The sequence below is a fragment of the Microcella sp. genome (genome assembly GCF_030645145.1).
Taxonomy (GTDB): Bacteria; Actinomycetota; Actinomycetes; order Actinomycetales; family Microbacteriaceae; genus Microcella.
The window spans coordinates 1-12,358 of the sequence record NZ_JAUSMI010000116.1 but is presented as its reverse complement, the minus strand read 5'-3'; the positions used below and the strand labels follow the sequence as shown (position 1 = coordinate 12,358).

Sequence of the window (12,358 nt, the reverse complement as noted above, 5' to 3'; positions counted from 1 at the left end):
ACACGCCCGACACGATCGCCGGCCCGCTCCTGCTCGCCGAGATCGACGGTGTGCAGTACGTCGGGCTGCTCGCGGGCGACGACGACTCGATCGGGCGTCTCGGCGGCGCGCCGACCTTCTGCCTGTGGATCGCCGATCGCGAGAGCAACGGCGGCGGATGCGCGCCCGTCGAGAGCTTCGCCGTCGAGGGGATCGAGATCTCCATCGACGGGGTCGCCGCGCGCTGGCTGCCGAGCGGCGAGCTCGTGCGGGGCGAGCCGTGATCGGCGCCGCGGCCCGCGGGCCGGGCGTCCGCGCGCTCGCCCTCACGGGCATCCTCGCCCTGTCGGCGGCCGGTACGGTCGCACTCACCGCGCCGGGCGAGCCCTCGCTCGCCGTCTTCGACCGCCCCGCGACCGAGCTCGAGACCGAGAAGGCGGAGCAGCTCGCCGCCGACGGCATCCTCGGCGGCACGCGGAACGACATCGACGCGCGACTGCTGCTCGAGGCGCCGAGCCGCACGCGCGAGACGGGGCAGCGCATCTGGGCCTACCGCAGCGCGGGCTCGGAGGCGAGCTTCTTCGGCGATGACGACGTGGTCTGCCTCTCGGTCGAGACGACGCCGGGCACGGTCGGCACCGTGCAGGGGTGCATGACGATCGACGACATCGAGCGCCGCGGCTTCGTGCCGCTGAGCTCGCCGCGGCCGTTCCTGTTCGTCGACGGCGACGAGTTCGTCATCCAGTGGCGCCCGAGAGGGGATGCCCGGCTCATCGAGCGGCCGAGGCCCCCGTCGCCCGACCCTGCGCCCGACGAGCCCCCGCCCGACGAGCCCGGCTCCGACGGCTGAGCCGCGCCGCTACCGCGCGCGCGGGTGCGCCGTCGCCCACGCCTCGCGCATCGCGTCGGCCGTGACGAGCGTGTAGATCTGGGTCGTCGCGACGCTCGCGTGGCCGAGGAGCTCCTGCACGACGCGCACGTCGGCGCCGCCCTCGATGAGGTGCGTCGCGAACGAGTGGCGCAGCGTGTGCGGCGAGAGCTCGACGTCGAGGTGCGCGCGCTCGGCCGCCGCGCGGATCACGAGCCACGCCGACTGCCGACTGAGCCGCGCGCCGCGCGCGCCGAGGAAGAGGGCGGGCGTCGCCGCTCCGCGCGGAGCCGCGAGCGGCCGCGCCCGCACGAGGTACGCATCGAGAGCCTCCTGCGCGTACCGGCCGAGCGGCACGATGCGCTGCTTGCGGCCCTTGCCGAAGAGCCGCACGGCTGTGCCGACGCGCGCGTCGTCGCCGATCACGTCGTCGACGTTGAGGTCGATGGCCTCGCTCACGCGGGCACCCGTCGCGTAGAGCAGCTCGAGCAGGGCGCGGTCGCGCAGCATGAGCGGGTCCTCCCCCGCGCACGCCTCGAGTAGCCGCTCGACCTCGGCGATCGAGATCGCCTTCGGCAGGCGCTTCGGCTGGCGGGGCGGCTTCTGGTCGACCGCGACGTCGGTGACGAGGATGCCCTCCTCGACGAGGAAGCGGTGCCACCCGCGCACGCTCGACAGCATGCGCGCGGCGCTCGACGCGCTCACGGGGGGCGGAGCCGCGCCGCTCTCGTCGAGGGGCCCGCGCGGGTCGCGCAGCTCGGTCACGAAAGCCGCGACGTCGGCGCTCGTGATCTCGGCGGGCTCCTGCCGCCCGAGCCCGCCGACGAAGGAGGCGTAGCGGAGCAGGTCGCGGCGGTACGCCGCCACGGTGTGCGGGCTGCGTCCGCGCTCGAGAGCGATGTGCCTCACGTACGTCTCGATCGCGCGCACGAGCGCGGGAGGGGCATCCCCCGCGATCGTCGCGATCGAGGTCACGAGCGGGTGCGTCGCGCGTGCGCGGCGAGCACCGCGGCGATGAGGATGCCGTTGCGGACGCGGCCCGCGAGCACGGCGTCGACCGCCTCGTCGAGCGGCACCCAGCGCAGGGTCATGTCGAGCTCCTCCGCCTCGCGGGCGAAGGCCTCCTCGGTGGGCGAGAGGCCCGTCGCGAGGTAGATCGTGATGACCTCGTCCGAGCCGCCGGGGGTCGTGTGCAGGGTGAGCAGCGGCTCCCAGTGCTCGGCGACGAGGTCGACCTCCTCGGCGAGCTCGCGCTGGGCGGCGACGAGAGGGTCCTCCCCCTCGATGTCGAGCAGGCCCGCCGGCATCTCCCAGTCGCGCGCCTGGATCGGGTGCCGGTACTGCTGGATGAGCAGCACGCGCTCCGCCTCGTCCATGACGAGCACCGCGACCGCGCCGGGGTGCTCCATGAACTCGCGGACGAGCGTCACGTCGCCGTAGGCGAAGCGCTCGCGCCGGATGTCCCAGACCTTCCCGTCGAACACGACGTCGGAGTCGAGCACCTCGACGGAGTGCGCCGCGTCGGCGAGCGGCTCGACGACCTCGTCGCCCGCCGCCACGCCCGCGCTCGCGCTCACGCCTCGGCCGCCGCCTCGTCGTCGAACAGCCGGCTCGCGAGCTGGCGCTCGATCGCGGCGCCGACGAGCCCGGCGAACAGGGGGTGCGCGTTGTTCGGGCGCGAGCGCAGCTCGGGGTGCGCCTGCGTCGCGACGTAGTACGGGTGCGCCTCGCGCGGCAGCTCGACGTACTCCACGAGGGTGCCGTCGGGGCTCGTGCCCGAGAACTGCAGGCCCGCGGCCGAGATCTGCTCGCGGTAGGCGTTGTTGACCTCGTAGCGGTGGCGGTGGCGCTCGTGCGAGACCTCCGCGCCGTACACCTCGGCGACGATCGAGCCGGGCGCGAGCGCGGCCTCGTACAGGCCCAGGCGCATCGTGCCGCCGAGGTCGCCTCCGGCGATGATGTCGACCTGCTCGGCCATCGTCGCGATGACGGGGAACTCGGTCTCCGGGTCGAACTCGGTCGAGGATGCCCCCGGCAGGTTCGCCTCGTTGCGCGCATACTCGATGACCATGCACTGCAGCCCCAGGCACAGGCCGAGCGTCGGGATCTTGTTCTCGCGGGCGAACTTGAGCGCCCCGAGCTTTCCCTCGATGCCGCGGACGCCGAAGCCGCCCGGCACGCAGATGCCGTCGAGGTCGCCGAGCATCTTCGCCGCGCCCTCGGGGGTCTCGCACTCGTCGCTCGGGATCCATCGGATGACGACCTTCGCCTGGTGCGCGAAGCCGCCGGCCCGCAGCGCCTCGGTGACGCTCAGGTAGGCGTCGGGCAGGTCGATGTACTTGCCGACGAGGCCGATCGTGACCTCGCGCTTGGGCTCATGCACGGCCGTGAGGAGTTCGCGCCAGCCGTCCCAGACGACCTCGCCCGCCTCGAGGTCGAGCTGGTCGATGATGTAGGCGTCGAGGCCCTGGCTGTGCAGCATCGACGGGATGTCGTAGATCGAGGGCACGTCGACCGCGTTGACGACACCGGCCTCCTCGACGTCGCACATGAGCGCGATCTTGCGGCGGTTGGCGCTCGTGACGGGGCGGTCCGATCGCAGCACCAGGGCATCCGGCTGAATGCCGATGGATCGCAGGGCGGCGACCGAGTGCTGCGTCGGCTTTGTCTTCTGCTCGCCCGACGCGCCCATGAACGGCACGAGGCTCACGTGCACGAAGAAGACGTTCTTGCGGCCGAGCTCGTGGCGCACCTGGCGCGCCGACTCGATGAACGGCTGCGACTCGATGTCGCCGACCGTGCCGCCGATCTCGGTGATGATGACGTCGGGCTGCGGGTCGTCCTGCGCCTGCAGGCGCATGCGGCGCTTGATCTCGTCGGTGATGTGCGGGATCACCTGCACGGTGTCGCCGAGGTACTCGCCGCGGCGCTCCTTGGCGATGACCTGCGAGTAGATCTGCCCCGTCGTGACGTTCGCCGACTGGCCGAGATTGATGTCGAGGAAGCGCTCGTAGTGCCCGATGTCGAGGTCGGTCTCGGCGCCGTCGTCGGTCACGAAGACCTCGCCGTGCTGGAACGGGTTCATCGTCCCCGGGTCGACGTTGAGATACGGGTCGAGCTTCTGCATGACGACGCGCAGCCCGCGCGCGGTGAGCAGATTGCCCAGACTCGCGGCGGTGAGGCCCTTGCCCAGAGAGGAGACGACACCCCCGGTCACGAAGATGTGCTTGGTGATCTTGGGGCCCGAGTCGGAAGTGTTCGCCACGGGGTTCCATGCTATCCGAATCGTGACCTGCCGCACCTCGACGCGCGCACGCCGTGAGCGTACGGTCGCAGCTATGTCGACGAAGCCTCCTGTTCGGGTCGCGGCGATCGCGCTGGCGGTCGCGTCCGCGGTCGTGATGAGCGGATGCGCGTCGCCGGCCGCGGCGCCCGAACCCGTCGCTCTCCTCGCGCAGCAGGGGTGGCCCGAGGCTGAGGCGCCCCGCCCGGCCCCGCTCATCGACACGTACCCGACGCCGCCCGTCGGCTGGGTCACCCAGGAGGGCGACCGGTTCTGGCTCGTCACGTGGGGCAGCGGCTCGTGCGTCTTCGACGCCACCGAGGTCGAGGCGGTCGACGGCACGACGGTCGCCGTGCGCTTCGAGCAGGCCCCCGCCGAGGGCTGCACCGACGATCTCGCGCCGCGCGCGCACGAGCTCGCCGTGCCGGAGGAGCTCATCGGGTCGCTCGAGACGGCCGAGGTCGTGCTCGTCGAGAGCGCCTTCGCGAGCTCCGGCTTCGAGTCGCCGACCTCGGAGTGGACGGTCGACCTCGTCGGCGGCTGGTTCGGGACCGTCGCGGAGACCTACGAGACGGGTCTGGCCTCGGGCCTGCCGCCTGGCGCCCCGGAGTCGTTCGAGCCGCGCGTTCTCCTGCGCGAGTCGGTCATCGCGCTCGTGACCTTCGGCAGCTCGAGCTGCCCGGCGCTGCCGACGGCCGCCTCGGTCGAGGGCGACGTGCTCGCGCTGACGGTCGAACCGCGACCGGCGGAGGTGTGCACGGCCGACATGTCGCCGACCACGAGCTTCTTCGCGGCGCCCGCGGGGTTCGACCCGGACTCCGTCCTGATGGCGAGCGTCACCCTCGTCGATCCGCCGGCACCGGACGCCGTGACGACGGTCACGATCGAGCGGCTCGACTAGCTCGATCGAGCCCGGCTGCGACCTACGCCCGCGCCTTCTCCTGCGCCACGTCGATGAGCTCGCGCGCGTGGGCGAGCCCGCTCTCGCTGTCGGGCAGACCGCTCAGGAGGCGCGCCATCTCGGCAATGCGCTCCTCCCCCTCGAGCTGCTGCACGCTCGACGCGGTCACCTCGCCGTCGTCGCCCTTGATCACCCGCAGGTGGTTGGTCGCGAACGCGGCCACCTGGGCGAGGTGGGTGACGACGATGACCTGCGCCGTCTCGGCGAGGCGCGCGAGCCGCCGGCCGATCTCGATCGCGCTCGCGCCGCCGACCCCCGCGTCGACCTCGTCGAAGATGAACGTGGGAACGGGGTCGGTGCCGGCGATGACGACCTCGAGGGCGAGCATCACTCGCGAGAGCTCGCCGCCGCTCGCGCCCTTCGCGATGGGTCGGGGCTCGGCGCCCGCGTGGGGCTGCAGCAGGATGGCGACGTCGTCGCGGCCGTGCCCGGCGAAGTCGTCGCGCGTCATCACGTCGACGGTGAGGCGCGCGTTGGGCATCGCGAGCGCGGCGAGCTCGGCGGTGACGGCCTCACCCAGCCGCTCGGCCGCTGCTCGCCGCAGCGCCGTCACCCGCTCGGCGAGGGCGGTGAGCGCGGCGAGGTCGGCGTCGACGCTCGCTCGGAGGCGCTCGACGCGGAGGTCGTCCTGGTCGAGCTCGAGCAGCCGCGCCGAGCCCTGCTCGAGTGTGTCGATGACGTCGTCGAGGCTCGAGCCGTGCTTGCGGACGAGCGCGGAGAGCTCGGCACGGCGCTCCTGCACGATCTCGAGCTCGCGGCCGCCGTCGGTGTCGAGCGAGGCGAGGTAGCCGGAGAGCTGCACGGCGGCCTCGCCGAGCACGTAGCCGGCGTTCGCGATCGCCTCGACGATCGGCTCGAGCTGGGCGTCGTGCCCCGCCACCCGGTCGACGGCGCGGCGCGCGGCCTCGACGAGGCTCACGGCGTCGCGGCCGTCGTCGACCGACTCGCTCGAGAGCAGGTCGTGGGCCTGCGCGGCGGCGAGACGGAGATCCTCGACGTTCGCGAGCCGATCGGCGCGCGCGGCGAGCTCGTCGTCCTCGCCGCGCTGGGGGGCCGCCGACTCGATCTCGTCGAGAGCGAGACGCAGCTCCTCCGCCTCCCGCACGCGCGCCTCGCGGTGCGCGACGAGCGTGTCGAGGTCGGCGCGGGCCTCGAGCCAGCGCTCGTGCACCTCGCGGTAGTCGCCGAGAACGGTCTGCAGCTCGGCGCCGGCGAAGCGGTCGAGGGTGTCGCGCTGCGCGGCGGTCGAGCGCAGGCGCAGCTGATCGCTCTGACCGTGGACGACGACGAGCTGCTCGCCGATCTCGGTGAGCACCCCGACGGGGGCGGAGCGACCGCCGACGACCGCGCGGCTGCGGCCCTCGGTCGAGAGCGAGCGGCTCAGGATCAGTTCGTCGCCGTCGATGTCGCCCCCGGCATCCCGCACCCGCTCGGCGACGGCCCCCTCGGGGTCGACGCGCCAGCGGCCCTCGACGAGCGCCTGGTCGCTGCCGAGGCGGACGGCGCCGGAGTCGGCGCGCGAGCCGAGCAGGAGCCCGAGCGCGGTGACGACCATCGTCTTGCCGGCGCCTGTCTCGCCCGTGAGCGCCGTGAAGCCGGGCCCGAGCGGCAGCGTGGCCTCGCCGATGACGCCGAGGCTGCGGATGCTGATCTCGTCGATCACGCCGCGGCGCCTCCCTCCGGCGCGTCGCCCGGTGCTCCGGGCATCGGGATGGCCCCGGTCGCCGGTGCGGCGGCGTCGGGCGCGTCGATCGGACCGCGCCATCCCGTCACGGGCAGGGCGAACTTGTTGACGAGCCGGTCGGTGAACGGCCCCTGGTGCAAGCGCGCGAGCCGCACCGGGGTGGAGGAGCGGCGGGCGACGACGCGCGCGCCGATCGGCAGGTCGAAGGCCCGGCGCCCGTCGCACCAGAGGATGCCGAGCCCCGGCGTGCGATCGAGCAGCTCCACCGCGAGCGAGGAGTTCGGGCCGACCACGAGCGGGCGGGCGAAGAGCGCGTGCGCGCTGAGCGGCACGAGCAGGAGGGCGTCGAGGCTCGGCCACACGATCGGACCGCCGGCCGAGAACGCGTAGGCGGTCGAGCCCGTGGGCGTCGCCATGACCACCCCATCGCAGCCGAAGCTCGACAGCGGGCGCCCGTCGACCTCGATGACGACGTCGAGCATGCGCTCGCGACTCGCCTTCTCGACGGTCGCCTCGTTGAGCGCCCAGGTCTCGTGGATGATCTCGTTGTCGAGCTTGACCCGAACAGAGAGCGTCATGCGCTCCTCGACGAGATAGTCGCGATCGAGAGCGCGCCCGACCGCGGCACCCAGGTCGTCGCGCTCGCTCTCGGCGAGGAAGCCGACGTGGCCGAGGTTGATGCCGAGCAGCGGGGCGCTCCCGCCGCGCACGAGCTCGGCCGCGCGCAGAATGGTGCCGTCGCCGCCGAGCACGATCGCGAGCTCGATGTCGCCGACGCCGATCTCACCGGCCGCGGCATCGGTGCCCAGAACGTGCAGCTCGCCGTCGCCCATCGCTCCGCGGAGGTCGTCGATCGCCTCGGGGTCGACCACGGGGACGAGGCCCGCGTCGCGCAGGAGACCGCACACCGTGACGGCCGCGTCGAGCGTCTCGCGCCGCCCCGTATGGGCGACGACGAGGATGTGGCGAGCGGTCACGGGGAGCCTTCCTTACAGGCGGGTGCCGCTCGCGCGATCGCGGCGACGCGGCTCCTCCATTCTGTCGGATGCTCCCCCGCGCCCGGCCGGAAGACCGCCAGATACTCGGAATTGCCGTTCGTCCCCACGATGGGCGAGGAGCGGACGTCGCTCGCGAGCAGCCCGAGATCGAACGCCGCCCAGAGCACGCCCATGATCGCGTCCTCCCGCAGCGCCGCGTCGTGCACGATGCCCTCGCGAATGCCCGTCCGGCCCACCTCGAACTGCGGCTTCACGAGCAGGATGACCGGCACCGAGGTGCCGACCGTCTCGACGATCGCCGGGAGGATGTGCGCGAGCGAGATGAAGCTCAGGTCGCCCACGACGAGGTCGGGCCGCTCGACCACGCCGCTCGCCTCGGCGAGCCGCGCGGCGGTCAGGAAGCGCGCGTTCTCGCCCTCGACCGCCACGACTCGGGGGTCGAGCGCGATGCTCGCGGCGAGCTGTCCGTGCCCGACATCGAGCGCGATCACCTGCCGGGCGCCGCGCTCGAGCAGCACCTGGGTGAACCCGCCCGTGCTCGCGCCGAGGTCGAGGCAGAGCATCCCCGCCGGATCGATGCCGCTGACGTCGAGCGCGGCGACGAGCTTGTGCGCCGCGCGGCTCACGTAGTGGTCCTCGCCCTCGACCTCGACGATTGACGACGTGGCGACCGGATGCGCGGCCTTCACGACCGCGCGCCCGTCGACGGAGACGCGCCCCGCTTCGATCGCGGCGCGGGCCGTGGCGCGGCTGCGAGCCAGCCCGCGCCCCACGAGGGCGACGTCGAGTCGGGAGATCGAGTCGTCGATCACGCCGCGGTCAGGCGCCGGGCCGGCGCACGTCGCCGTCGGTGCCCTCGAGGTGCGCCCGCAGCTCGTCCGCGAGCTGACCGAAGGACGCGGCGCGGTCGCCGAGCGGCTGGTCGTCGATGAGCGAGATGCGCGTGAGGAAGGCCTCATCGACCTGCACCTCGTGCACGACGCCCGGGTCGTTGACCGGGGCGCCACCGCTGCTGCTGATTCCCTCGGGGTCGCTCATGCGTCGAGGCTACTCCTCAGCCTCCGGCGAGGGCGAGCAGGGCGGGGTCGACGTCGATCCCGTAGATCTGCAGCCCGCTGCCGTGGATCGCCGCGGCGCCCGCGCGCAGCAGGTCGAGGTCGTCGCGACCGCGCGAGGCGACCCGCACGACGTTCTCGCGCATCATGACCACGGTCTCGCCGACCTCGATCGTGCGCACGCCGTCGGCGTCGGTCGTCTCGCGCACCTCCGGGTACGGCTCGAACAGCCCGCGCAGGTCGTCGAGGATGTACGTGGGCCGCATCGTCGCGTTGGCCGCGAGCACCTGCTTGGCGTGGTCGATTCCCGTGAGCACGAGCGCGGTGTCCATACCGGCGCGGTTGCCGCCGAGGATGTCGGTGTCGAGGCGGTCGCCGACGACGAGCGCGCGGGATGCCCCGAACCGCTCGGCGGCGACGTCGAAGATCGCCTTCTCGGGCTTGCCGGCGAACACGGGCAGGCGGCCGACGGCGAGGTGCACGGCCGAGACGAGCGTGCCGTTGCCGGGTGCGATGCCGCGCGCCACGGGGATCGTCCAGTCGGTGTTCGTCGCGACCCACGGGATGCCCGTGTGCAGCGCGAAGCTCGCCTCCGCGAGGTGCTCCCACCCGACGTGCGGCGCGAAGCCCTGGATGACCGCGGCCGGGTCGTCCTCGGCCGATCGCGTGACCGTGAAGCCCGCGCTCTCGACCTCGCTCACGAGGCCGTCGCCGCCGACGACGAGGATGCGCGAACCGGGCTCGACGAGGGTCGCGAGCACGCGGACCGCGGCCTGCGGGCTCGTCACGACGTCCGGCGCCGTGACGTGCAGGCCCAGCTCGCGCAGGTGCTCGGCGACCGACTCGTCGGTGCGCGAGGCGTTGTTCGTGATGTACCCGACCCGGAGCTGCTCGGCCGCACGGTTGATCGACTCGACCGCGTGCGGGATCGCGCCGGGGCCCGTGTACACGACGCCGTCGAGGTCGAGCAGCAGCGCATCCCGGTCGGTCAGCGGCGTCGGGAGCGCCTTGCGGAACCTACCGAGCATCCGCGCCCTCCTCGTCCACCCCGGCCTCGTCCTCGCCGGCCCCATCCTCCCCGGCCTCGGCGGCGCGCTCCGCGGCTCGCTCCACCGTCGACTCGGGGGCCTGCTCGCCCTCGAGCTCCTCGAGCTCCTCCTCGACGATCTCGATGATCTCGTCGACGTCGCCCTCGGCATCGCCGATCGCCTGCGCGGCGACATCCGCGCGCGAGGCCCACGTCGCGGCCTCCTCGTCGCGCCCGAGCTCGGCGAGCACGACCGCGTAGGAGTCGAAGAGCGCCGGGCTGTAGCTGTACGCCGTCGTCGGGTCGAGCTGCGGGATCTCCAGCTCGGTGAGCGCGAGCTCGTTCTGACCGAGGTCGAGGCGCGCGCCCGACATCGCGATCGCGAGCTCCACGCGCGTCGGCACGCTCAGCGTCGACCGGTCGACCGACCGCCCGAGCTCGAGGCCCTTCTCCGGCCGGCCGAGACCGCGCTCGCAGTCGACCATGAGGGGCAGCTGCTCGTTCGACCCCGAGAGCCGGCGATAGGTGCGCAGCTCGCGCAGCGCGAGCGAGAAGTCACCCGTCGCGTACGCCGTGATCGCGAGCGTCTCGCGCACGACCGCGACGCGGCCCGCGCGGCGCCCGGCCGCGAGAGCGTGCTCGTGCGCGAGCGCCGGGTCCTCCTCGATGAGCGTCGCCGCCATCACGAGGTGCTGCGCGACGCGGTCGGCGTTCTCCTTGCTGAGCGTCTTGAGCTCGAAGCGCGCGCTCTTGTCGAGCTCGCGCCCTGTGATGTCCTCGGGGATGCTCGGGTCGACATGACGAGGAGCCTCCACCTCGTCCGTTCGGCGCGTCCGCACGCCCTCCTGACGTGCGCCGGCGCTCCGAGCCGGACGGTCGCCCCGCTCGGGCCGCGCACCGCGCGGCGCATCATCGCGCCGCGGCCGGTCGTACCGCGGCGCATCGCCGTCGCGCTTCCACGGGCGGTCCCCGCTCGAGGCGCCGTCCTTCTTCCACGGGCGGTCACCCCGGGGGGCGTCTCCATCGCGGCGCGGACGGTCGGTGCGGTCCGGCCGTGCCCCGCGAGGAGCATCGCCGTCACGGCGAGGACGATCGGTGCGATCGGGTCGCGCACCTCGCGGGGCCTCGCCGTCGCGCTTCCACGGCTGATCGCGACGCGGAGCCTCGCCATCCCGCTTCCACGGGCGGTCGCCGCTAGGCGCGCCGTCCTTCTTCCACGGACGATCACTGCGAGGCGCGTCGCCCTCACGGCGGAGCCGATCGGAGCGATCCGGACGAGCGCCACGCGGGGCCTCGCCATCGCGCTTCCAGGGCTGGTCGCGACGCGGCGCCTCACCATCACGCTTCCACGGGCGGTCGGCGCTCGAGGCGCCGTCCTTCCTCCACGGACGATCACTTCGAGGGGCGTCGCCCTCACGACGGGGACGATCGGTGCGATCCGGGCGAGCACCACGCGGAGACTCGCCGTCGCGCTTCCACGGCTGATCCCGACGCGGAGCCTCACCATCGCGCTTCCAGGGACGATCGCCCCGAGGGGTATCGCCCTCGCGACGGGGGCGCGACGCACCGGAGGCCGACCGGCCACCACTGCCCGAACTGCCGGACCCGGCACCATTGCCGCGAGAGCCTCCACCGGTGGCGCCGCCCCGGGGCGCACCGCTGGCACCGCCGCGGCCGTTGCCGGTCGACGGCCGATCGTCTCGGCGGGGTCGATCGCGGTCGCGCTCGGGTCGATCGGGGCGCTCGGCCATGGTGACTCCTGTGGTGTTGTCTCGATGCGCGTCGTCGTGACGCTGCGTTAACGCAAAATGGCCACCCATTGCTGGGTGGCCATTTCACAAAGAAGTCCGGCGGTGTCCTACTCTCCCACGAGGTCACCCTCGCAGTACCATCGGCGCAGAAGGTCTTAGCTTCCGGGTTCGGAATGTAACCGGGCGTTTCCCCTTCGCTATGGCCGCCGAAACACTATTGATTTATCAATCGTTTACGGACAGAACACTAGAAGTGTGTCTGTGCGCGGATCCCGACCGTCAATCGAGAACCACAAAGTGGACGCAAGCGCATACTCAACCCCACCAAGGGTGGGGGTGTTGTCAAGTCATCGGCTTATTAGTACAGGTCAGCTGCAAGGGTCTTTAGTCCCCTCTTCCACATCCTGCCTATCAACCCAGTAATCTGGCTGGGAGCCTCTCACCCACAAGGGGTATGGAAGTCTCATCTTGAGGCCGGCTTCCCGCTTAGATGCTTTCAGCGGTTATCCATCCCGAACGTAGCTAATCAGCGGTGCTCCTGGCGGAACAACTGACACACCAGAGGTTCGTCCAACCCGGTCCTCTCGTACTAGGGTCAGATCCTCTCAAACTTCCTACGCGCGCAGCGGATAGGGACCGAACTGTCTCACGACGTTCTAAACCCAGCTCGCGTACCGCTTTAATGGGCGAACAGCCCAACCCTTGGGACCTACTCCAGCCCCAGGATGCGACGAGCCGACATCGAGGTGCCA

12 protein-coding genes and 2 rRNA genes are annotated in these 12,358 nt (G+C 72.4%); 3 read left to right on the top strand and 11 right to left on the bottom strand.

All coding sequences use genetic code 11. The features are described 5' to 3' along the window. Nucleotides 1-263 (top strand): hypothetical protein (locus Q7T15_RS08040; protein WP_304695076.1); only part of this gene is annotated, 263 nt, incomplete at its 5' end. Further along, nucleotides 260-829, top strand: coding sequence for a hypothetical protein (locus tag Q7T15_RS08035; protein ID WP_304695074.1), 570 nt, complete (start codon nucleotides 260-262; stop codon nucleotides 827-829). The genes Q7T15_RS08040 and Q7T15_RS08035, both read left to right, overlap by 4 nt. A gap of 9 nt (nucleotides 830-838) precedes the next feature. On the opposite strand, the gene Q7T15_RS08030 is transcribed toward Q7T15_RS08035, so the two are convergent. Genes Q7T15_RS08030 through Q7T15_RS08020 form a run of 3 tightly spaced genes read right to left on the bottom strand, consistent with a single transcriptional unit; the run spans nucleotide 839 to nucleotide 4,112 of the window. Then, nucleotides 839-1,822, bottom strand: coding sequence for a site-specific tyrosine recombinase XerD (locus Q7T15_RS08030; RefSeq protein WP_304695072.1), 984 nt, complete (start codon nucleotides 1,820-1,822; stop codon nucleotides 839-841). Further along, entirely contained in the window at nucleotides 1,819-2,424 is a 606-nt protein-coding gene (locus tag Q7T15_RS08025; protein ID WP_304695070.1) for an NUDIX hydrolase, read from the bottom strand. The genes Q7T15_RS08030 and Q7T15_RS08025 overlap by 4 nt, the downstream gene beginning before the upstream one ends. Beyond that, nucleotides 2,421-4,112, bottom strand: coding sequence for a CTP synthase (locus tag Q7T15_RS08020; RefSeq protein WP_304695068.1), 1,692 nt, complete (start codon nucleotides 4,110-4,112; stop codon nucleotides 2,421-2,423). The genes Q7T15_RS08025 and Q7T15_RS08020 overlap by 4 nt, the downstream gene beginning before the upstream one ends. 73 nt (nucleotides 4,113-4,185) lie before the next feature. Here Q7T15_RS08020 and Q7T15_RS08015 point away from each other — a divergent pair, with 73 nt between their 5' ends. Beyond that, nucleotides 4,186-5,031 carry a hypothetical protein gene (locus Q7T15_RS08015; protein WP_304695066.1) on the top strand — a complete coding sequence of 282 codons (846 nt, stop codon included), beginning with the start codon at nucleotides 4,186-4,188 and terminating at the stop codon, nucleotides 5,029-5,031. A 22-nt stretch (nucleotides 5,032-5,053) separates the two neighbouring features. Here Q7T15_RS08015 and recN read toward each other — a convergent pair whose 3' ends face one another. The 8 genes from recN to Q7T15_RS07975 all read right to left on the bottom strand — a co-directional run. Further along, the gene (gene recN, locus Q7T15_RS08010; RefSeq protein ID WP_304695064.1) at nucleotides 5,054-6,754 is read right to left on the bottom strand and encodes a DNA repair protein RecN; all 1,701 of its coding nucleotides are present in this window, start codon (nucleotides 6,752-6,754) and stop codon (nucleotides 5,054-5,056) included. Then, entirely contained in the window at nucleotides 6,751-7,752 is a 1,002-nt protein-coding gene (locus Q7T15_RS08005) for an NAD kinase (RefSeq protein ID WP_304695062.1), read from the bottom strand. Before Q7T15_RS08005 ends, recN begins: the two co-directional genes overlap by 4 nt. Then, a complete protein-coding gene (locus Q7T15_RS08000; protein WP_304695060.1) occupies nucleotides 7,749-8,585 on the bottom strand; it encodes a TlyA family RNA methyltransferase in 837 nt (278 codons plus the stop codon). The genes Q7T15_RS08005 and Q7T15_RS08000 overlap by 4 nt, the downstream gene beginning before the upstream one ends. A 7-nt stretch (nucleotides 8,586-8,592) precedes the next feature. Continuing rightward, complete coding sequence (locus Q7T15_RS07995; protein WP_055899337.1) at nucleotides 8,593-8,811, bottom strand: hypothetical protein; 219 nt, start codon at nucleotides 8,809-8,811, stop codon at nucleotides 8,593-8,595. A gap of 16 nt (nucleotides 8,812-8,827) precedes the next feature. After that, on the bottom strand, nucleotides 8,828-9,856 hold the full coding sequence (locus Q7T15_RS07990) for an HAD-IIA family hydrolase (protein WP_304695057.1): 1,029 nt from the start codon (nucleotides 9,854-9,856) through the stop codon (nucleotides 8,828-8,830). After that, the gene (locus Q7T15_RS07985; RefSeq protein ID WP_304695055.1) at nucleotides 9,846-10,694 is read right to left on the bottom strand and encodes a hypothetical protein; all 849 of its coding nucleotides are present in this window, start codon (nucleotides 10,692-10,694) and stop codon (nucleotides 9,846-9,848) included. Before Q7T15_RS07985 ends, Q7T15_RS07990 begins: the two co-directional genes overlap by 11 nt. Before the next feature lie 1,006 nt (nucleotides 10,695-11,700). Beyond that, a 5S ribosomal RNA gene (gene rrf / locus Q7T15_RS07980) occupies nucleotides 11,701-11,817 on the bottom strand. Nucleotides 11,818-11,944: 127 nt separating this feature from the next. Then, nucleotides 11,945-12,358: ribosomal RNA gene (locus Q7T15_RS07975) — 23S ribosomal RNA — on the bottom strand; the annotation flags it as partial.